The organism is Mycobacterium sp. C31M, assembly GCF_053345865.1.
In genome coordinates this window covers 252,911-272,089 of the sequence record NZ_JBKFAX010000003.1, presented here as the reverse complement: position 1 = coordinate 272,089, position 19,179 = coordinate 252,911, and the positions used below count along the sequence as shown (strand labels likewise).

Here is a 19,179-nt window from a genome sequence, read left to right as displayed (position 1 = left end):
TGCCTCGCCTATTCCGTTACACCGGAGCGTTTCTCACGGACCGGCTGCGCGGTTCACACGCTAGACGCCCGGTGGTCATCTCGCATCTGGAATCGATAATTTGTTGTCCACCAACATTTTCACCATCGTCACTGGACATGAAAAACCACCCGGATCAGGGTATCCGGATGGTTTCGTCGCTTATTGGTGTTGTCGGACGGTCCTTTTCATGAGGGACGGAACGAGTCGTGCGCCACCCGCGGCGCGTGCTTGACCATGATGTGGCGTGCGACGGTGTACTCGGCCACCGCGGCCTGGCTCATGTCCTTGCCGAAACCACTGGCCTTGACCCCGCCGTGCGGGGCCTCCGAGGCGATCGGCAGATGGTCGTTGACCCAGGTGACACCTGCTTCGATGGCGTGAGCGGTACGCAGCGCACGGGCGACATCGGTTGTCCAGACCGACGATGCCAGTCCGTAGCGGCAGTCGTTGGCCAGCCGGATGGCCTCGGCCTCATCCCGGAACGGCAGGACCACCAGCACCGGACCGAACACCTCGTCCTGCACGATCTCGGCGGACTGCGGCACCCCGGTGATCAGCGTCGGCGGGTAGAACGCGCCGGGGCCGTCCGGAATGGCACCGCCGCAGTGCACCGTCGCCCCGGCGGCCACCGCACGTTCGACGAATCCGTGCACGCGGTCACGATGCTCGGTATTGATCAGCGGACCGATATCGGTGTTCTTGTCGCGCGGATCGCCGACACGAATCGTGTTGAACGCATTAACGAGTCGCTGCACCAGGTCGTCGAACACGGATTCGTGGGCGTAGACGCGGGTGGCGGCGGTGCAGTCCTGCCCGGAGTTGTAGGTCGCGCCCAGTGCGATGCCATGCGCCGCGTCGTCGAGGTGGGCGTCGTCGAACACCAGACACGGCGCCTTACCGCCGAGCTCCAGATGGACGCGGGCACCGCGCAGCGCCGCGGCCGACATCACCTGTCGCCCCGCCCGGGTGGACCCGGTGATCGAAACCAGTTGCACCCGTTCGTCGGCCACCAATGCCTGCCCGACGGCCTGATCCCCGGTCACCACTTCCAGAACTCCCGGCGGCAGACCGGCTTCGATCGCGAGTTCGGCAAGGTAGAGGGTGCTCGACGGGGTCGATGGCGCGGGTTTCACGACGATGGTGTTGCCGGCCGCGAGTGCCGGTCCGATCTTCCACAGACCCATGATCAGCGGGAAGTTCCATGGCGCGATTCCGACGACCGGGCCCACCGGGCGGCGGACGATCATCGAGGTATAGCCCTCGCTGAGCACCCCGGCGCCGGTCTCCTCCAAAGACCGGCCCGCACCGGCGAAGAAGCGCAGGTTGTCGGTGCCGAACGGGAGCTCACCGTCGCGAAACACCGCGTCGGGCTTACCGGTTTCGGCAATCTCCAAGGCGGTCAGCTGTGCTGCGTGCGCGTCGATCAGATCAGCCCAGCGCAGCAGTACACGGACGCGGTCGCCGGCGGTGCGCCGCGACCACTCGTGGAAGGCCTCGGCCGCTGCCGTGACTGCTTGCGTCGACTCCGGCACCGAGGCCTCGGTGACCGTCGTGGTCGCCAGCCCGGTGGACGGGTTGTGAAGGACCCGCCGCTCACCCGAGCCCGGCAGGCGCCGGCCTCGGTGGAATCGTCCCGCGGTCATGTCTTGCACTCCTCAGCTGTTGAAGCCCACACCGAACCGGTCGAGCGTGCGCAAAAGCGGTCCACGGCGCCCGGTTACGTCTTCGCGCGCCAGCGCGGCCCGGGTCAGTTGGACGGCCGGCCAGCGCAGCGGCTCGGGTGGAAACGGCACCGCGGTGCCGGTGATCGCCTTCAGCCGGGTCCGCTCGGTGCTCCGCCCGGCCAGCAGGTCCAGCGCCACCCGGGCGCCGAATCGTGTTGATGCCACTCCCAGTCCGGTGAATCCGACCGCATATGCAAGCCGGCCCTTCAAGGCCGTGCCGAAGATCGGGGTGAACCGGGTGGTGGTGTCGATGACGCCGCCCCAGCGGTGGGTGAACGGCAGATCGGACAATTGCGGAAAGGTCTCCCGGAAGTGTTGTGCCAGTAGCCGGTGCGATTGATCGCGCAACTCCAGGTCAGGGCGCACGGCGTTGCCGAAATGGTAGATGGCGTCGTATCCGCCCCACAGGATCCGGTCGTCACGGGTGCGGCGGAAATAGTGGAACTGGTTGCCTGCGTCGGTCAGTCCCTGATTCTGTGTCCAGCCGACGGACTCCACCTGGTCCGCGGTCAGCGGTGCGGTGGCCAGCACATGGTCGTAGACGGGCAGCATCCAGGCGCGCAGCCGACGTAGCAGGGGCCGGTAGGCGTTGGAGGCCAGTAGCACCTGGTCGGTCTCCACGGCACCCCGTGCGCTGCGGACGGTCAGGACCGAACCGGTCCGGGTGATCCCGGAGGCCGTGGTGTTCTCGAAGATGGCGGCACCCAATTCCTCGGCGACACGGCGTAATCCGAGCGTCAAGGCCATCGGATCGACCAGGCCGCCGCTGCTGATGCGCAGTCCTCCGAGGAACGCCCTCGAATGAATGTCGGCGCGGACCTCGTCGCGATCGAGGAAGCGGACCTGTTCGGCGCGACGGCCGTAGACGGACACCGCGCGCCGCAATGCGTCGTACTCGTGGGTGGTGCGCGCCAGCGTGGTCTTGCCGACCAGTCGTAGGTCGGCATCGATGTCGTGGCTACGCAGGAAGGCGGCGATCTCGGCGACGTTCTCACGGCCGAGCCGCTGCAGCTCGTCGAGTTCATCGGGCCACATCGCCTCACCGTGCGCGACGCCGTGGGTCAGCGACTCGGATACGAACCCACCGTTGCGCCCGGATGCGCCCGCACCGACCCAGTGCTGTTCGAGCAGGACCACGCGGCGACCGGGGTTCTCGGTGAGTGCCTCGATCGCTGCCCACAGGCCGGTATAACCGGCTCCGATGATGACGAGATCGGCGCGCACCTGCCCGGTCAGCGGTTCGGTGCGTGGTTCCGTCGGCATGTCGTCCCACCACACGGGCCGGGGTTCGGCATCGCGCAACAGGTCGGCGCTTCTCATCTGGGGCTCCGGGGGTGAAGGGAATGCCATCGCGGATCGGCGAGGGCGGCAGGGACGATAGTTGCACTGAATTTCAAGGAGTGCAAGCCGTAAATTCGCATGTAGAGCGATATTTAGTCGTTAAAACTGAGTAACAGTTCAAGTTTTTCCAGCGCAGGGGCGGAATCTCTGGCACAGTGAGCCGGGACATAGATTTCAGGAGGTGTCGGTGCCCGTCAGCCGCACGGAACGACGCGCAAAGCTGCTACATGCCGCGCAGCGCGCCGTGATGAAACACGGGGCCGACGTCCAGCTCAACCAGGTCGCCGCCGAGGCAGGCCTCACCTCCGGCGCAGTGCTCTACCACTTCCCGGATGTGCAGACCCTGCTCGTCGAGGCCAATCGCGCCGGCATGGAGCGGTTCTACGACGAGCGCCTGCGCGCCATCGAGGGCATCGCCGAATCGGACCGCCGCCTGGTGGTCACGATCGAATCCGGACTGCCGGTCGACTCTGACGATCCCGCCGTCAAGCTCTTGTGCGAACTGGGCGGCGCCGCCGGGCGCTACCCCACCTACGGCGTCCTGCTGACGGCTTTGTTCGACCGGCAGGTGGCCATGTACCAGGTGATCCTGGAATCCGGTGCGGCACAGGGTGTTTTCACCTTGACATCACGGTCGTTGAACATCGCCCGCAATATCGTCGCGCTCGAGGACGCCTACGGCTACCGCATGGTGGCCCGGCATCCCAGCCTCGATGCCGACGCCTCCACCGAACTGATCCTCGACTACGCGCGGGTGGCAACCGGTCACCCGCTGCCCCGCACGGCGCAGGACGAAAGGAAACACCGATGAGCGACTCCCTCACCATCATGTTCTGGCCGGAATCCGCCTACGGACCCACCAACCAATGCATCGGTGTCGCCGCCAAGCTGCGCGAGCGCGGACACACGATCGTGTTCGCCGCCGAATCCTCCTGGGCCGGGAAGATCAAGAAATACGGTTTCATCGAGGAATTGGTCGATCTGGCCGAACCGGCACCCGAGGCTGCCGATGGCGACGCCGGACAGTTCTGGACCGACTTCATCGCCGAAACCGCACCCGAGTTCGCCAAACCCACTATCGCGCAGCTCGAGACGTTCATCGCGCCCACCTTCCAAGCCCTCATCGACGGAGCCAAGTACTGCGAGCCGCGACTGCGCGAGATCATCGCCACCCACCAACCCGACGTCATCGTCGAGGACAATGTGGTGCTGTTCCCTGCTTTGACCACGGCCGGAAAGCCGTTCGTCCGCTTCATCTCGTGCAGCCCGCTGGAAGTACCGGGTTCCGATGTCCCACCGCCGTTCTCGGGACTGCCCAGCGATGATCGTTCGGCATGGGCGGACTACACGGCGGAATACGACCGGGTGCTGCGCCCGATGTGGCAGGACTTCGATGCCTGGGTTCGTGAGCAAGGCGGAGAACCACTTCCGGAGTTGGAGTTCATGCCGCGCGAAAACGCCGCCACCATCTACAACTATCCGGCCGAGGCCGACTACACCGACCGGCGTCCGCTCGGCGACTCCTGGACGCGTATCGATTCCAGCATCCGGGAAACCGATGAGGAATACCGACTTCCCGCCGAGATGGCCGACCGCCCGGACGGCAGCGCCCTGGTGTACCTGTCGCTGGGGTCGCTGGGCGCCGCCGATGTCGAGTTGATGCAGCGCCTGGTCGACGTGCTGGGCCGCACACCGCACCGCTTCATCGTCAGCAAGGGGCCGCAGGCTGACAAGATCACCTTGCCCGACAACATGGTCGGCGCGCAGATGCTGCCGCAGACCCGGATCATCCCACTGGTCGACGCCGTCATCTCGCACGGCGGCAACAACACCACCACCGAATCGCTGCACTTCGGCAAGCCGCTGATCGTGCTCCCGCTGTTCTGGGACCAGTACGAGAACGCCCAGCGCGTCGACGAACTCGGCCTCGGGGTGCGGCTGGACACCTATCACTTCGCCGATGACGAACTTACCGGCGCGCTGGACCGAATCCTGGCCGATACCGCACTGCGCGAGAAGGTTTCGGCGATCGGCGCGCAGATCCGCGAACGCGACGGGATCGAGCGGGCCGCTGATGTCATCGAGACTGTCGGCCACGCGCATCGCGCCTGACCCGTGGAGTTGGAACCGCTCGATCTGCTGCGTCTCGACGACCGATACGCGCTGGCCATCATCGACCGGGACGGCTCGCTGGCGGCGGTCCCTGCCGTGGCCGACGGTGACCGATGGCGACGCGCCGGTGCCGGTGACGGAGTGGCCGAGGCCCTGTTGCGGTTGATCGTCGGCGCGCCCGGCCGGTCCTCACATGGACGGTTCGAGGTGATGTCCTGGACCGCGGGAGCCGTCCCCGCGGGCGAGCGCCCGGTCACCGTCGATCAGACCAACGAGTCTGTGATCGTCGGTGACGTCGCCGTGGTCAAGTGGGCGACCCACCTGGAACCCGGGCCGCACCCGGCGCCCGGCCGACTCGCCGCGCTGACCTCCGCCGGATTCACCGCGATGCCCACCCCGTGGGGTGTGGTCACCTGGACACCCGAAGGGGGTGTGGCGACTCTTGCGGCAACGGTGAACGGCTATCTGCCCGGCGCCGAGGACGGCTGGACCTGGGCCGTCGACGAATTCAAGGCAGCAGCGCGTTCGGCTGACCGCACCACCGTGGTGCACACCTGCCGCGAGTTGGGCACGGTGGTCGGCGACCTGCACATCGCACTGGCGGCCACGGTGACCCGGTCGACGGCCGCCGATGCACAACGCTGGCGGGACAATGCCTTTGCCACCTTGGCAGCCGCGCGTGAGCTGGCCGCTCCGGACACGGCCGAGCTGCTCGACACGCGGGCCGACACCATTGCCGGCGCCCTCGACGGCTTGGCCGGCCTGGTCGACATCCCGGTCCTGGAGGCGCACGGCGACCTGCATGTCGGCCAGATCCTGCGCGCCGGAGCAGATCTGGTGATCACCGATTTCGACGGCAATCCAGTACTGCCCCCGGCCGAACGTGTGCTGCCGGCACCCACCGCGGTCGACCTGGCCGGCATCGTGCAGTCGCTGTGCCACGTCGCGATCGTGGCGGGCAAGCGCAGTGAGCTCGCACAGGCCAGTCTGGCTCCGGTTGATGCCGACGCCCGCGCCGCACTGCTGGACGCCTATCGGAATCGGCTGGACGATGCCGGCCGCAGCGACCTGGATGTCGCGCAGGCCCTGATACCTTTCCGGCTGCAGCAGGTGCTGCGTGAGATCGTCTACGCCGGCCGGCACCTGCCGCGCTGGATGTATGTGCCCGATGCGGCACTACCCGCCCTACTCGATGAGATGAGCCGATGAACCCCGATGCCTTCGCCGCCGACCTCGCCCGCAAGCCTGAGGTGCTCTCGCGGCTGGCTGACGCACTGGCACAGGCGAACCCGTGGTCTGCCGTGGTGCCATCCGGCGTGACACGCGTTGTTTTTCTCGGCATGGGCTCCTCGGCGTATGCCGCTGGGGTGGCCGCGGGCCGGCTGCGGGCCCGGGGCATCTGTGCGGTCTCCGAGATCGCGTCCTCGGACCTTTTGCCGGTGTGGGGGCCGGACACCTTGGTGGTGGCCACCTCGGCGTCGGGCGGTTCGGTGGAGACACTGGATGCCCTCGACCGGCTCGATCCGGCGGCGACGACGGTTGCGCTGACCAATACTGAAGGCTCAGCGATCAGCGAACGCTGTTCCGCCACAGTCGAACTACTGGCCGATCCGGAGGCCGGCGGGGTGGCCTGCCGCAGTTTTCAGCACACCCTGGCGCTGCTGTTGGCGCTGGAATGCCAGCTGACCGGTACACCCACCGCCGGCCTGGTGAGCACCATCGAGGCGTCGGCACGTGCGAGCGCACACCTGCTGTCCACCGAAAGTGACTGGCGCCCATCGGTGTCCGAACTTCTACTCGGTCCGGATGAGACCCATCTGGTGGCGCCCGCACGCCGACTGTCCTCGGCGCAGCAGGGCGCGCTGATGTTGCGGGAAGGGCCGCGCCGGTCGGCCATCGGCTGCGAGAGCGGCGACTGGAGCCATGTCGACGTGTACCGCACCAAGAACTCCGATCTGCGGATGCTGGTCTTCGGCGGCTCGCCCTGGGAGGCGCAGATGGCCGAGTGGACCGGCCCGCGGAGGACCACGATCGTCGCCGTCGGCGCCGATGTCCCGACAGCGACCACGACGGTGCGCTACCCGGGTGACGATGTCGACGACGTTCGATTGCTGACCGAGACGCTGGTGCCCGAACTGGTGGCGGCGCGGGATTGGCAGACCGTCAACCCGCCAGGCTGACCACCTCGATCTGGTCGCCCCCGGCCCGCTTGGCGACGTACATGGCCTTGTCGGAGGCCGCCAGCAGGCGGTCGGTCAACTTGATGATGTCGACATCATCGTCGGGGCCCACCGTGGTGGCGGTAATGCCGAAGCTCGCCGTGAATTCGGTTTGCTGGTACCCGAATTCCGATCTGAGCCGCTCGGCGATATCGGTTGCTTCTCCGACATCACACAGCGTCACGACGGCGAACTCCTCACCCCCGATCCGGGCGATCACCGCATCGTCCGGACAGGTCCGGCGCAGCATGTCCGACAACGTGACCAGGACCTGATCTCCGGCAGCGTGACCGAACGTGTCGTTGATGGTCTTGAAGTCATCGATATCGACCATCGTCATGCAGATGCGGTGGGGCCCGTCGGTGCCGACCAGCTGCCGGACCGCCCGTACCAGTCCTCGGCGGTTCAACAGCTCGGTGAGCGGATCGATGTCGGAGACCACCGCGGTATCGCCGAGCAGTTGCACGAGGATCCGGATCGTCATCGGCACCACGATCACCGACGTCAACCGCAACAGCCCGTCGGCCAGGCCGTCGGCGAGTTCGCCGTCCAGGCCCACCATCACCATCCGCATCACGATCGGCACCGTGGCCAGCCCCAGCACCACGGTGAGCGACGGAAGAGTGTGCACGCAGGCGACATAGCTCGCCGTCAGCGCGAAAGCCAAGGTGCCGGTCATCGGCTTGTCGTCGAGGACGTAGAGCACACAACTGATCGCGATGCTGGCGTTCAGGACCACCACGATGACCTTCGACTGCCGGTAGGACGGCCATCCGATCAACCACACACCGGCGAAGAGCAGGGCGATGACACCGCAGATCACCGTCACGATCTGGTTCGCCGTCCCACTCACCCCGCGCGAACTGAATGCCATCAGGATCGGCCAAGCCCCGATCGCGACGCAGCCGACGGCGATGCCCAGCCGGGTCAGCAGCCCGTACCCACTGGACTGCACCAACTGAACCACCCAGTCGTACCGGTCCGGCTGACGCCACCCTCCCGCAACCGCAGCGAACAGCCCAGTACGGCGCACGGCCGATCCTCCCCCAGATCACCTTTCCGCTGACCGATACCAGCGTGGGGGCCATTGCACCACGGGAAGCGGTGTTGTACCCGGCCGATGGACGAATCCGTCGCAGTTGAGCCGACCGACTCAGAGCTGACTGCCGCCGCCGTCGACGTAGATCTCCGAGCCGGTCATGAAGCTGCTGCCCTCGGAGGCCAGAAAGGTGATGACGCTGCCGTTCTCCTCCGGCCGGGCGCGCCGCTTCATCGGTATCGAAGAAGTCAGGGCGGCCAGTGCGTCGTCGGCGCCGGAGAACAGATCAGCCAGACCGGGCGTCTCAGTGACACCCGGGGCGACGACGTTGACGCGGATCTTGCGGTCGACGAGCTCGGTGCTCCCAGCTGATATCGCCGAGTGCGGCGACCTCGGCGATGCCGGCATTGGCAAAGACGATGTCGCCGGCGCCCGGAACCCTCGACGGTGGACGCGACCCGATCGAGTTCGGCCTGCTCGGTCACATCGGCGCGGATGGCGGCCGCCCCGAGCCTGTACGCCGCGTTCGGCAGCAAGGAGCAGCTGTTCGTCCGGGCGCTGCAGCGCTACGGGCAGCGGTACCGCGAACAGCTCGATATGGTGCTGGCCAAGGACACCACCTACGAGGTCATCGAGTCCTATCTGCGTCCCATCGCGGACACCGCGCCGCATGGCGATGTGCCGGGATGCCTGTCCATCCAGGGCGGGTTGGCGTGCGGCCCGAACAACGCGCACATTCCGCGGTTGCTGGCCGAGTATCGACAAGGCCTGGAGGACACGGTCGCCAAGGCGCTGGCCGCGACCACCGATGTATCACAGCGTCCGGACGGCTTCGACACCGCGGCGCTGGCCGATTACGTGGTAACGGTCGGGCAGGGTCTCGCGGTCCACGCCGGCGCCGGCACGCCGCAGTCACGGCTGGACGCCATCGTCGATGTGGCACTGGCAGGTGTCGCGACTCTTCTTGGCGAGCAGCTTTCTTCGGATACCAACCGGTCCGTCAGCGATTGAGGACGGCCCGCACGCTCGCCGCCGGGCTCAGGTCCAGGCGTCGCAGAAGCTGCGCGTTGAGCGCCACCACAATCGTCGACAGGGACATCAGGATCGCGCCCACCGACATCGGCAGCACAAAGCCGATCGGGGCGAGCACACCGGCCGCCAACGGCACCGAGACCAAGTTGTATCCGGCTCCCCACCAGAGGTTCTGCTTCATCTTTTGATACCCGGCGCGGGAGAGTTCGATGACCGAGAGCACCGAGCGCGGGTCCGAACTCGCGAGGATCACGCCCGCCGAGGCGATCGCCACGTCGGTCCCGGCACCGATGGCGATGCCGACGTCGGCTTGGGCCAACGCAGGTGCATCGTTCACACCGTCTCCGACCATCGCGACCATCTTGCCCTCGCGTTGGAGCGTGGCCACGTTGGCGGCCTTTTCTTCTGGGCGAACACCGGCGAACACTCGGTCGATGCCGAGTTCGTCGCCGACGGCGTTCGCCACCGCGTCGGCGTCACCGGTGATCATGACCACCTCAACCCCGATGTGGTGCAACGCATCCACGGCCTCCCGCGATTCGGGCCGGATCTCGTCGGCCAATCGCAGCCCGCCGATGACCGCCCCGTCGCGCACGACGTGCAGGATGATGGCACCTTGCTCGCGCCAAAACGCAGCGGCACCGACTTCCGGTGCATCGACCGCCTCCAGCAGGCGGGGCCCACCCACCCGGATGACCTGGCCATCCACGGTGGCCGTGACACCGACCGCCGGCGACGACGAAAACTCCTCGGCTCGTGGCACATTGATGCCACGTTGGCCTGCGGCCCGGACGATGGCCCGGGCCAGCGGATGTTCGCTGTCGGACTCTGCGGCGGCAGCCAGGGCGAGAACCGCGGCCTCGTCGAGGTCGGCAGCCACCTCGACCGCTGTGACGGTGGGCTCGCCCTTGGTCAGAGTGCCGGTCTTGTCGAAGATCACCACGTCGGCGGTCCGCATCGCTTCCAGCGCCAACCGGTCCTTGACGAGGACGCCCCCACGGGCCGCGCGTTCGGTCGCGATGGAGACCACCAGTGGTATCGCCAGGCCGAGCGCATGCGGGCAGGCGATGACCAGGACCGTGATCGCCCGCACGACGGCAGCGTCGGGGTCCCCGACGATCGTCCAGGCCAGCGCGGTGATCGCCGCGGCGGCCAGAGCGAACCAGAACAGCCACCCGGCCGCGCGGTCGGCCAGCCGCTGGGCTCGTGACGAGGAGTTCTGCGCCTCGCTCACCAGTCGCTGGATGCCGGCCAACGCGGTGTCCGCACCGATGGCGGTGATCTCGATGCGCAGGCCGGAGTCGGTGGCGACCGTGCCGGCGGTGACGCTGTCGCCGACGCCCCGCGAGACGGGCCGGGATTCCCCGGTGACCATCGATTCGTCGACGTCGGCGCGGCCGTCCACGACGCGGCCATCCGCGGGAACGCTGCCCCCGGGCCGGACGATCACCAGATCGCCGACCCGCAGATCCGCGGGCGCGACGGTGATGGTGCGGTCCCCGTCGACCTTTTCGGCTTCGTCGGGCAGCAATGCGGCCAGGGAGTCCAACGCCGAGGTGGTCTGCGCCAGCGACCGCATCTCGACCCAGTGGCCCAGCAGCATGATGACGATGAGCAGCGCCAGTTCCCACCAGAACTCAAGCTCGTGATGCACCAGGCCCAGGCTCGCGGCCCAGGACGCGAAGAAGGCGACCGTGATCGCCAGCCCGATCAACAGCATCATTCCCGGTTTCCGGGAACGGATTTCAGACACCGCTCCGGTGAGGAACGGTCGCCCGCCGACCACGTACATCAGCGTGCCCAGCACCGGAGCAACCCAGCGCGCACCGGGGATGGCGGGAATGGTGTAGCCGATGAGCATCGCGAACATCGTCGAGAAGGCAATGACCGGGATGGCGATGATCAGGTTGATCCAGAACAGTTTTCGGAACTGCGCGACGTGGTCACCGTGGCCCGCATGCGCACCGTGGCCATGGTGCTGGGCATCATCGCCGGCGTGTTCGCCGGCCATGACGTGTCCGTTGTGTTCTTCCATGACGCCTCCTCCAAGACTCCCGGTCAGTCGGCGCGCACCGCGGTATAGCCGGCCTCGTCGACAGCGCTGATCACGTGCGCGTCGTCCAACGGTCCGCTCGAGGTCACGACGAGGGTGCCGGTCTTGGCGCTGATGCTGACGTCCTGGATGTCGGCGATTCCGGCGACCTCTCGGCGGACCGATGCCTCGCAATGTCCGCAGCTCATCCCGGTGACCGTGTATGTGGCCGTGCTCATATCGACTCCCTCCGATCCAATACCCCTACCGGGTACCTGTAGCCGAACATATACCCCTGGTGGGTATACCCGCAAGGGGTATATGTAAGCCGCGGCCGACCGGTGAACACCCTTTACGAAAACTTCATCGAAGCTCCAGCGAAGCCATACCGGCACCGCCGATACTGCGCAGCCCGCCTGGCGCTGGATCCCGCTATCCCACTCGGCGGCAACGAATTTCATCGTCTCGATTGGGGAACCGCCCGCCGCCGTCCAAGGCGGCGTGTGCTACCGTCATCTCCGTACCAACTACGTAGATGCTGCCCAGTGTCGCCTTGTGAGAAGAGCCGAAATGCCCGCGCAACCCCGGTACATCAGCACGGTCCGCGGTGTGGGATATCGGATGGGAACCGGCGAATGAGCACCACCCGCGGGCGGCCCGGCCTCGGCCTGCGCCTGCTGGCAGCACAGGCGATCGTGCTGGCGGCGGGTGCCGCGGCCACGGTGCCGGCGGTCGATGATGCCGTCGATTCCGTCGTCGCACCCGAACAGGCACTGACCAGCAGAGCTGCTGCCGCGACCGCGGCCAGCCCGTATCCATATCGCTTGTGCTGCATCGCACATCCTTCCTCGGTTCCTGGCGGCAGGTCCTCTCGCCACCTGCACTCCAGGGTCGGCGGTGCGGGTATGGGTCCGTTCCAGGTCGGATGAAGATTCGATGAAGGTGATGGGTACATACCCGTAGGCTGATCGTCGTGCTCGATGCCGACGATGTGCGCCGGAGCGCGTTGTCCTTGCCCGAGACCCGGGAGAAGGAGCGCTGGGGACATCCGACCTTCGATGTGGCCGGCAAGATGTTCGTCACGGTGCCCGATGACGAGACGTCCTTCGCCGTGCGCTGCCCGCGCTTTGACCGCGAGGAACTGATCGCCGCCGAACCGGAGAAGTTCTGGGTGCCGCCACATGAGGCGCCCTCGGCCTGGGTGCGGGTCCGGTTGGCTGCACTCGAGGACGAGCAGGAGTTGCACGATGTTCTGCTCGACTCCTGGCGGCAGGCCGCTCCAAGTCGGCTGACCGACGAGCAGTGACGGAGAGCCAGTGGTCGCAGGCGACTTCAATCTGACCATGGACGAGCTTCGTGTCGTGACGTGCTTTGTGGCCGAGACCGCGCAGACGGTCCTGCCGATCTTCGAAGCGGCGCAGCCAGATGACTCTCGGCCGCGCGCTGCCATCGAGGCGGCATGGGAATTCGCGAACGGTGCTGCCCGCAGCAGGCTGCAGCGGGTCGCGTCAGTGCAGGCACATCGGGCGGCCGGCGAAGCACCGAGCGAAGCGGCACGACTTGCCGCCCGATCGGCCGGCGATGCCGCCTCGGCGGCCTACCTGCACCCGATCGCGCGAGCCACCCAAACCGGACACATCTTGCGTGCGGCCGCCAGCTGCGCTCGCATCGCCGAACTCCAGGCGCACGGCGATGCAGCCGCCGCGAGCCGAGTGATCGACGATGCGTGCCGCCGCGCCACCCCGACCGTGGTCGATGTCCTGCGCCGGTATCCCTGTTTGCCACCCACGAACAGCCGGATGTCGCAGCTCATGGCCACCTTGGACGCGGTGCTGCGCGCCGAACAGGGTTGACCTTCCCCCTGGGGGAGACCTCACCGTAGGGTCATGACCACAAAATGGGCCGGGCTCCCCGACAACATCACGACCTTCATGAACGCACTCGACGGCCGACAGGACGACCGAGCGCTCGCCACCTTCACCGCCGACGCCGTCGTGACCGACGAGGGCCGCGACTACACCGGACGGGACGAGATCGCGGCCTGGCTGACCAGGTCGGTTAGTGAGTACACGTATACGACGGCGTTCACCGGCGCGACGACGACCGACACGACCGTCGACGTCAAGCAGCACCTGGAAGGCAACTTCCCGGGCGGGGTCGCCGATCTGCACTATCGCTTCAAGCTGGATGGTGGGCTGATCAGCCGACTGGTGATCGAGCCATGAGCAGGCGGTGGTTCATCACCGGGGGCACACCCGGTGGCTTCGGGGTGGCGTTCGCCGAGGCGGCACTGGAAACCGGGGACCGCGTGGCACTCACGTCCCGACGTCCCCAGGAATTGGCGACGTGGGCCGAGCCCTTCGGTGACCGTGTCCTAGTGGTGCCGTTGGATGTCACCGACGCGGCGCAGGTCCAGCGTGCGGTGAAAACCGTCGAGGAGCACTGGGGCGGTATCGACATCCTGGTCAACAACGCCGGTCGCGGCTGGTTCGGGTCGATCGAGGCGATGGACGAGTCCTCGGTACGGGCGATGTTCGAGCTGAATTTCTTCGCGGTGATGTCGGTGACGCGCGCGGTGCTGCCGGGTATGCGCGCCCGCGGCAGCGGGTGGATCGTCAACGTGTCCTCGGTGGCCGGGATGGTGGCCGCGGTCGGATTCGGCTATTACAGCGCGACGAAATTCGCCATCGAAGCGGTCACCGACACGTTGCGCGCGGAGGTCGCGTCGCAGGGCATCTCCGTGCTGACCGTCGAGCCGGGGGCGTTCCGCACCAACGCCTATGCCGGCTTCGCCGACGAGCCCGTGGCGGAGCCGATTCCGGAGTACCACGACATGCTGGAGCAGGTCCGCGCCGCATTCGTGGGAATGAACGGTGTGCAGCCCGGTGATCCGCGCCGCGGCGCCCGCGCAGTGATCGCGGCAATGGAACAAGACAGTCCGCCCCGTCGGCTGGTTTTGGGTAACGGCGGATACGATGCCGTGATCGACACCCTGGAGCGGAGCCTGACCGATATCCGTTCGAGCGAAACTCTGTCTCGTAGAGCAGATTTCCCGGACTGAGGTCTGCTGCTTAGCGGCTCCCAGCGCGGCGGACTGACCACGTGAGGCAGCCCTCCTACCCGGGACACTTTCCATCAATATATTTGCTAATCAATGCTTTCGGAGGAGCTGGATCGATCGTACGACCGTGCGACATCCCGGTCCGTTCCGCACCGAAGCCCCCTTGGCAGTCGGGCCCGACCCCCGATGAGCACCGTCAAGGCTCGGAAACACCGATTCGAAGGAGGAGCAGTCGCGCTACCGCTGCCACAATTGCGCGATCGAACGTCAAAACAAAGTCGAACAGCCGATCGTCGTCCGACGAATGCTGGGTGGGCGTTCTTTCGCGGGCTATCAACGCAGACGCAGTCCTCGGCCCGAGTGTCACCACTGTCCATTCCAGGCATAGCCGGTCGTCGGCATCCAGAGCGACTCCGCGCACGCCCGAAGCCGGGCTCGCATCCACGTTCCGACCGAGGACCGCCGCCAGGGGAGCTGTTCGCGCGAGACTTTCGTAGCGACGCAGTGTCGACGCAGTCAGGTTTCGACCGTCCTGGATCGCCGCGAGAACCATCGCTGGATCCACCGTATCCGCAGCCTGGCGTTCGATGTGGCGTGAAAACGCTGTAAGTGTCGCCTTGCGCGCACTTCGCACTGAAACGGCCGAGACGTTGCGCGTTGCCCAGTCGAATGGAGATTCGCCCTGAACCGGATACGCGTGAAAGCTGTTTCTTGGGAGCAGGTCTGCCGTCCACGGCATCACCGCGCACAGATCGTGCGTACCGGGCGTTTGTGGTGAACCGAACTTGTATCCCTGACCCAGAGCTGCGCCGACAGCAACCGCGCGCTCCTGGTGGGCCTCAGTCTCGATACCCTCAGCGACAATGACGGCGCCGGTGCGCTCGTGATGGGCCAGGACCGCAGCCAGGGTTTGTGTTTGATGACGACGAGTCTGCCCTTGGATCAAGTTCCAATCCAGCTTGATCACTTCAGGTTCAATCACGTCCAGAAGAGCAAGCGAGTCCGTGTGGGCACCCACATCGTCCAGAGCAACCGCGAACCCCGCTGCGCGAAGCGCGGCAACCTTCCTGATCAAGGCCGCGGGATTGCTGAGTAGATTCCGTTCGGTGAGCTCGAAAACCATGGCGAACTCTGACGCAGCACGTGAAATACGCACGTCGCTGGCCGGCGAAAAGGTACTTGCCGGTTCACAATTCACGGCCAGCATACTGCCGCGTGGGATCCCCACATCGAATGCAGTCTCCACGGCTGCGATCAGACATGCACGGTCCAACGAATCGAGGTTGCGCGTGCGGGCGGCGTGGGTGAACACGGAAAGCGGGCTCAAAGAGCTAGTTCTCGGCCACCGAGCCAGCGCCTCGTATCCGACGACTCTCGCCTCTGGTAGAGATACGATCGGTTGAAAAAGAGGACGCAGTCCGACCCCATTCGCGGCAGCATCAAGATCTCTATCAGGCGCGCTGTGTGCGGCGAATGAGCCAGCCATTCTTCTTATTGCAACACGATATGGTCAGCGCCGCTTGCTTTCTTGATAATTCAATTACCGCGGGACATCGAAGCAACTGCCGTTCTCGTGCCTGGCCCTCCGTGCACCAGCAATACGGTGCGACCCATACGGTTTCCTCGACGTTCCCAGTACATCTGGTTGCCGTCACCGACGTCGAGCAGTCTCATACTGAACGGGCGACCGTAGGTCATTCGTCCCCCGGACAGGACGGTTGTCCACCGGCTGGTGCCATGTGTCTGCGGCAGGCCACGCCGCGGTGGCTCGGAAGTCATAACCGTCCTGCGGATACCTCTCCCATATGAATGTCACCGACTGGCCGTCGGCAATTCGACGAAAGCCTCGTGCGACACGGCCGGCATCGGCTCGTATGTGGGTGAAGTCCACCCAACAGCCACCGGGGGTATCGACGAATCGATGACACCCCAGCCTTCCTCGGAGTACCAGACTCGCAGCTTGCCGACGGTCGCCATCGCCTGACAGTAGACGATCCGTCGTGACGTTCATGTCGACACTGTGCGTGCATATCACTCTTGAAGCGGCCCGAATGCTCGGGCACGACCGCGGGGGTGGACACTAGGACGTGGCCCTTTCTGCAACAGTGTTCAAAGTCGAACTCGGCGTCTCCGATGTCGATCACGGTTACTACGCCGACCACACGCTGACGGTGGCGCGCCATCCCAGCGAGAACGATGAGCGGATGGTGGTGCGGTTGTTGGCATTTGGGCTGCGCGCACACCGACTGAGCAACAACGAGGGTGAGCTGACGTTCGGGCCGGGCCTGTCCACGCCGGGCGTGCCGGACTTGCGGCTCGCCGACTACACCGGCCGCACCCTGGAGTGGATCAATGTCGGCCAGCCCGATGAACGCGTCCTGGGCAAGGCGGCCAGTCAGGCCGAGGAGGTGCTGCTGTTCCCGTTCGCCGCCGGCGTGCCCACCTGGTGGCGCACCGTGGGCCCCAAAGTGGCGGGGCTGCGCAACCTGACGGTGCTTCAGATACCGCACACAGCGGTGCAGGAGCTCGCCCAGAGCGTTGATCGACGGGTCTCGGCGCAGGTGATGGTGATGGAAGGGCAGGTGACGATGACCGTGGGCCTGGTCGATGTCACCTTTACGCCCGAATTATTGGAGTGACCAGGCGGCGTGACCAGGGCTGCACACAACCCTCACCGGCCGAGGCTGCACCGCCGACCGGCGTGCTGTGCCGATGGAGTACGCGGCGTGGTGGCCATGGCGGCCAGTGCCCCCGCGGCCGCGACGGCACCGAGCGCAACAAACATTGCCGCGTAACCGCCGAGCGCACTGGCCAACGCGGCCCCGACAAACGGGCCGACCGCTGTGGCGATCATGATCGGCGCATTGAGTAGTGCGCTGAGGTGACCGTAATGGGTTGAGCCCCAACGCTCGGTTACCGCGGTGGCCTGCAGCAGCGTCATGATGCCACGCATCACGCCGGCCCCGATCGCCACGACCACCAGCGCCTCGTAAGAGGTGAACACTCCGAGCAGGGCGGTGGTGGCCGCCACACCGACCATGATGAGCACGGTGCGGAGCACGACGCCGATCCGACGCACCAGTGTCTGATAGCCCAGTCGTCCCAACACCTGCCCGGCGCCGCCCAAGCCGAGCGCTACCGCCGCGGCGCCGGTGCTGATGCCCCGCTGGTTCATCAGGGGCACCAGGTTGGCGATGACCGTGAAAGAGGCCAGACCGGCCAGTGCGAATGCGAACACCAACGCCAGAAACGACCATGACCGCGCGGTGTGGGTGGCGGGTTCGACCACATGGTCGGTGGTGATCGGCGGCCATGGACGGCGCAGCCCGAAGAAGTGCGCTGGAATGGTGACGATCGCCAACACTGCCGCCAGCACGAGATAGGTATGTCGCCAATCCAATTGGGCTGACAGCGTGGCGGTCAGCGGGGCGAACACGGTGCTGGAGAATCCGGCCACCAGGGTCAGCACGGTGAGGGCACGCACCGCGTCCGTGCCGAAGAACCGGGTCAGTGCGGTGAAGGCAGGCGCGTAGAAGACCGCACTCATCGCGACGCCGGAGAACACCCAGGCGCCGGCGAACCAGCCGAAGTTCGGCGCAGCTACCACCGCGAGCACCGAGAGGACGCCGAGCACCGAACCGCCGGTCATGATCCAGCGTGGTCCGACCCGATCCAGCCAGCGGCCGACTGGGATGCCCACCAGCGCCGAGGTCACCAGCCCGGCAGAGAACGCTGCAGTCACGGCGGGTGCCGACCAACCGGTGTCGGCGCTGATCTGCGGCGACAGCACGGTGAAGGCGTAGTAGAGCACACCCCAGCTGGTGATTTCGGTGACGCACAGTGTCGACAACACCCAGCGCAGCCCGCGGGCCGCGCTGGGTGCCGGTTGATTCTCGATCTTGGTCATCCACCTATCGGGCTGAGCGACAACGGTTGCGGTGGCGGTGCCACAGCACGGACGATCGCCCAATGGCTGGTGTCAGACGCCCGGAGTAGCGGCGGAATCGACGACGCCCCGGCCTTCCTCCGCATGTCGAAGCGGACAGACCGACGGTTGCCATCACCTGACACTAGGCGATCCCGTCGCGACGTTCGGATCGATGCACGCTGCTTGGGAGCCTGACCACGCGAAGCACGAGATGAACCCAGCAGACGACACTCTGTCGATTGCCGAACTGGATGGCGAACGACGCCGCTCCCACGTGCGCTTTTCGAGTTTGTCACGGAGATCGCACGGCGTTGGTGGAAACCGGTGAACGTACCGGCGTAGAAACCAATGATCTCGTCGAGCGACATCACGTAACCTGCTGCGGCCGAGTCGGTTCTATCGCTGCGGGTCATGCCTGGCACCGTTCGCAACGGTCCACAACCGGCTCCAGGGCTTCAGTGCCATCGTTGACGATCCTGATTTGCGTATCCCTGTGTAGCCCGGCCTTTGCCCAGAGAGGCCTAAGGGGTTTCGTCCAGATATTCCTGTGCAGCATACGATTTGATTGGCCGCTGAGATTTCCCCAGATAGTTCCTGTTACGACGGGTTTCCGCCATCTCACCACAGCCAGGATCCACAGGAATCGGCCGGTCTGTCACCGCCCGTCCGG

Annotated in this window: 19 protein-coding genes; 11 read left to right on the top strand and 8 right to left on the bottom strand. The window is 66.1% G+C overall.

Annotated features, from left to right (window positions below; translation table 11 throughout):
• Positions 1-206 precede the first annotated feature (206 nt).
• Both ACLBYA_RS06185 and ACLBYA_RS06180 read right to left on the bottom strand, forming a co-directional pair.
• Positions 207-1,664 (bottom strand): aminobutyraldehyde dehydrogenase, encoded by a 1,458-nt coding sequence (locus tag ACLBYA_RS06185; protein ID WP_447708470.1) that lies wholly within the window; start codon positions 1,662-1,664, stop codon positions 207-209.
• A gap of 12 nt (positions 1,665-1,676) precedes the next feature.
• Positions 1,677-3,065 carry an NAD(P)/FAD-dependent oxidoreductase gene (locus tag ACLBYA_RS06180; RefSeq protein WP_447708469.1) on the bottom strand — a complete coding sequence of 463 codons (1,389 nt, stop codon included), beginning with the start codon at positions 3,063-3,065 and terminating at the stop codon, positions 1,677-1,679.
• 202 nt (positions 3,066-3,267) lie between these two features.
• On the opposite strand from ACLBYA_RS06180, the gene ACLBYA_RS06175 reads away from it, so the two are divergent.
• Genes ACLBYA_RS06175 through ACLBYA_RS06160 form a run of 4 tightly spaced genes read left to right on the top strand, consistent with a single transcriptional unit; the run spans position 3,268 to position 7,378 of the window.
• Entirely contained in the window at positions 3,268-3,897 is a 630-nt protein-coding gene (locus ACLBYA_RS06175; RefSeq protein ID WP_447708468.1) for a TetR/AcrR family transcriptional regulator, read from the top strand.
• A complete protein-coding gene (locus ACLBYA_RS06170) occupies positions 3,894-5,198 on the top strand; it encodes a glycosyltransferase (protein WP_447708467.1) in 1,305 nt (434 codons plus the stop codon). The genes ACLBYA_RS06175 and ACLBYA_RS06170 overlap by 4 nt, the downstream gene beginning before the upstream one ends.
• A 3-nt stretch (positions 5,199-5,201) precedes the next feature.
• A complete protein-coding gene (locus ACLBYA_RS06165; RefSeq protein ID WP_447708466.1) occupies positions 5,202-6,407 on the top strand; it encodes a glucosamine kinase in 1,206 nt (401 codons plus the stop codon).
• Complete coding sequence (locus ACLBYA_RS06160; protein WP_447708465.1) at positions 6,404-7,378, top strand: SIS domain-containing protein; 975 nt, start codon at positions 6,404-6,406, stop codon at positions 7,376-7,378. Before ACLBYA_RS06165 ends, ACLBYA_RS06160 begins: the two co-directional genes overlap by 4 nt.
• Here the strand turns inward: ACLBYA_RS06160 and ACLBYA_RS06155 are convergent.
• Positions 7,362-8,450: a GGDEF domain-containing protein gene (locus ACLBYA_RS06155; RefSeq protein WP_447708464.1), complete on the bottom strand. Its 1,089-nt coding sequence runs from the start codon at positions 8,448-8,450 to the stop codon at positions 7,362-7,364. The two genes, ACLBYA_RS06160 and ACLBYA_RS06155, sit on opposite strands and share 17 nt — an antisense overlap.
• Positions 8,451-8,570: 120 nt before the next feature.
• Positions 8,571-8,864, bottom strand: coding sequence for an SDR family oxidoreductase (locus tag ACLBYA_RS06150; protein ID WP_447708463.1), 294 nt, complete (start codon positions 8,862-8,864; stop codon positions 8,571-8,573).
• Between the two features lie 87 nt (positions 8,865-8,951).
• Here ACLBYA_RS06150 and ACLBYA_RS06145 point away from each other — a divergent pair, with 87 nt between their 5' ends.
• The gene (locus ACLBYA_RS06145; RefSeq protein ID WP_447708462.1) at positions 8,952-9,467 is read left to right on the top strand and encodes a TetR/AcrR family transcriptional regulator; all 516 of its coding nucleotides are present in this window, start codon (positions 8,952-8,954) and stop codon (positions 9,465-9,467) included.
• Here the strand turns inward: ACLBYA_RS06145 and ACLBYA_RS06140 are convergent.
• Together ACLBYA_RS06140 and ACLBYA_RS06135 are read right to left on the bottom strand one after the other, a co-directional pair.
• Positions 9,457-11,523 (bottom strand): heavy metal translocating P-type ATPase, encoded by a 2,067-nt coding sequence (locus tag ACLBYA_RS06140; RefSeq protein ID WP_447708461.1) that lies wholly within the window; start codon positions 11,521-11,523, stop codon positions 9,457-9,459. The genes ACLBYA_RS06145 and ACLBYA_RS06140 overlap by 11 nt on opposite strands.
• 23 nt (positions 11,524-11,546) lie before the next feature.
• Positions 11,547-11,759, bottom strand: a complete 213-nt coding sequence (locus ACLBYA_RS06135; RefSeq protein WP_447708460.1) for a heavy-metal-associated domain-containing protein — start codon at positions 11,757-11,759, stop codon at positions 11,547-11,549.
• A 396-nt stretch (positions 11,760-12,155) separates the two neighbouring features.
• Between ACLBYA_RS06135 and ACLBYA_RS06130 the strand changes: the two genes are divergently transcribed.
• From ACLBYA_RS06130 to ACLBYA_RS06110, 5 genes are read left to right on the top strand one after another with little or no spacing between them, the layout of a single operon-like run.
• Positions 12,156-12,449, top strand: a complete 294-nt coding sequence (locus ACLBYA_RS06130) for a hypothetical protein (RefSeq protein ID WP_447708459.1) — start codon at positions 12,156-12,158, stop codon at positions 12,447-12,449.
• A gap of 44 nt (positions 12,450-12,493) precedes the next feature.
• Positions 12,494-12,826 (top strand): MmcQ/YjbR family DNA-binding protein, encoded by a 333-nt coding sequence (locus ACLBYA_RS06125; protein ID WP_447708458.1) that lies wholly within the window; start codon positions 12,494-12,496, stop codon positions 12,824-12,826.
• A 37-nt stretch (positions 12,827-12,863) separates the two neighbouring features.
• The gene (locus tag ACLBYA_RS06120) at positions 12,864-13,373 is read left to right on the top strand and encodes a putative immunity protein (RefSeq protein ID WP_447708664.1); all 510 of its coding nucleotides are present in this window, start codon (positions 12,864-12,866) and stop codon (positions 13,371-13,373) included.
• A gap of 33 nt (positions 13,374-13,406) precedes the next feature.
• Positions 13,407-13,745 carry a nuclear transport factor 2 family protein gene (locus tag ACLBYA_RS06115; RefSeq protein WP_447708457.1) on the top strand — a complete coding sequence of 113 codons (339 nt, stop codon included), beginning with the start codon at positions 13,407-13,409 and terminating at the stop codon, positions 13,743-13,745.
• Positions 13,742-14,581: an SDR family NAD(P)-dependent oxidoreductase gene (locus ACLBYA_RS06110; RefSeq protein ID WP_447708456.1), complete on the top strand. Its 840-nt coding sequence runs from the start codon at positions 13,742-13,744 to the stop codon at positions 14,579-14,581. Before ACLBYA_RS06115 ends, ACLBYA_RS06110 begins: the two co-directional genes overlap by 4 nt.
• A 196-nt stretch (positions 14,582-14,777) precedes the next feature.
• Here the strand turns inward: ACLBYA_RS06110 and ACLBYA_RS06105 are convergent, their stop codons facing one another.
• On the bottom strand, positions 14,778-16,067 hold the full coding sequence (locus ACLBYA_RS06105) for a sensor domain-containing phosphodiesterase (protein ID WP_447708455.1): 1,290 nt from the start codon (positions 16,065-16,067) through the stop codon (positions 14,778-14,780).
• Between the two features lie 601 nt (positions 16,068-16,668).
• Here ACLBYA_RS06105 and ACLBYA_RS06100 point away from each other — a divergent pair.
• A complete protein-coding gene (locus ACLBYA_RS06100; RefSeq protein WP_447708454.1) occupies positions 16,669-17,220 on the top strand; it encodes a YaeQ family protein in 552 nt (183 codons plus the stop codon).
• A gap of 32 nt (positions 17,221-17,252) precedes the next feature.
• Here ACLBYA_RS06100 and ACLBYA_RS06095 read toward each other — a convergent pair whose 3' ends face one another.
• Entirely contained in the window at positions 17,253-18,488 is a 1,236-nt protein-coding gene (locus ACLBYA_RS06095; RefSeq protein WP_447708453.1) for an MFS transporter, read from the bottom strand.
• Between the last annotated feature and the right edge of the window lie 691 nt (positions 18,489-19,179).

Bases quoted from the DNA above. Each gene is read 5' to 3' on its own strand.
- ACLBYA_RS06185 (WP_447708470.1), bottom strand. From the start codon at position 1,664: ATGACCGCGGGACGATTCCACCGAGGCCGGCGCCTGCCGGGCTCGGGT.
- ACLBYA_RS06180 (WP_447708469.1), bottom strand. From the start codon at position 3,065: ATGAGAAGCGCCGACCTGTTGCGCGATGCCGAACCCCGGCCCGTGTGG.
- ACLBYA_RS06170 (WP_447708467.1), top strand. From the start codon at position 3,894: ATGAGCGACTCCCTCACCATCATGTTCTGGCCGGAATCCGCCTACGGA.
- ACLBYA_RS06160 (WP_447708465.1), top strand. From the start codon at position 6,404: ATGAACCCCGATGCCTTCGCCGCCGACCTCGCCCGCAAGCCTGAGGTG.
- ACLBYA_RS06150 (WP_447708463.1), bottom strand. From the start codon at position 8,864: ATGCCGGCATCGCCGAGGTCGCCGCACTCGGCGATATCAGCTGGGAGC.
- ACLBYA_RS06145 (WP_447708462.1), top strand. From the start codon at position 8,952: ATGGCGGCCGCCCCGAGCCTGTACGCCGCGTTCGGCAGCAAGGAGCAG.
- ACLBYA_RS06140 (WP_447708461.1), bottom strand. From the start codon at position 11,523: ATGGAAGAACACAACGGACACGTCATGGCCGGCGAACACGCCGGCGAT.
- ACLBYA_RS06135 (WP_447708460.1), bottom strand. From the start codon at position 11,759: ATGAGCACGGCCACATACACGGTCACCGGGATGAGCTGCGGACATTGC.
- ACLBYA_RS06130 (WP_447708459.1), top strand. From the start codon at position 12,156: ATGAGCACCACCCGCGGGCGGCCCGGCCTCGGCCTGCGCCTGCTGGCA.
- ACLBYA_RS06120 (WP_447708664.1), top strand. From the start codon at position 12,864: ATGGACGAGCTTCGTGTCGTGACGTGCTTTGTGGCCGAGACCGCGCAG.
- ACLBYA_RS06115 (WP_447708457.1), top strand. From the start codon at position 13,407: ATGACCACAAAATGGGCCGGGCTCCCCGACAACATCACGACCTTCATG.
- ACLBYA_RS06110 (WP_447708456.1), top strand. From the start codon at position 13,742: ATGAGCAGGCGGTGGTTCATCACCGGGGGCACACCCGGTGGCTTCGGG.
- ACLBYA_RS06105 (WP_447708455.1), bottom strand. From the start codon at position 16,067: ATGGCTGGCTCATTCGCCGCACACAGCGCGCCTGATAGAGATCTTGAT.
- ACLBYA_RS06095 (WP_447708453.1), bottom strand. From the start codon at position 18,488: ATGACCAAGATCGAGAATCAACCGGCACCCAGCGCGGCCCGCGGGCTG.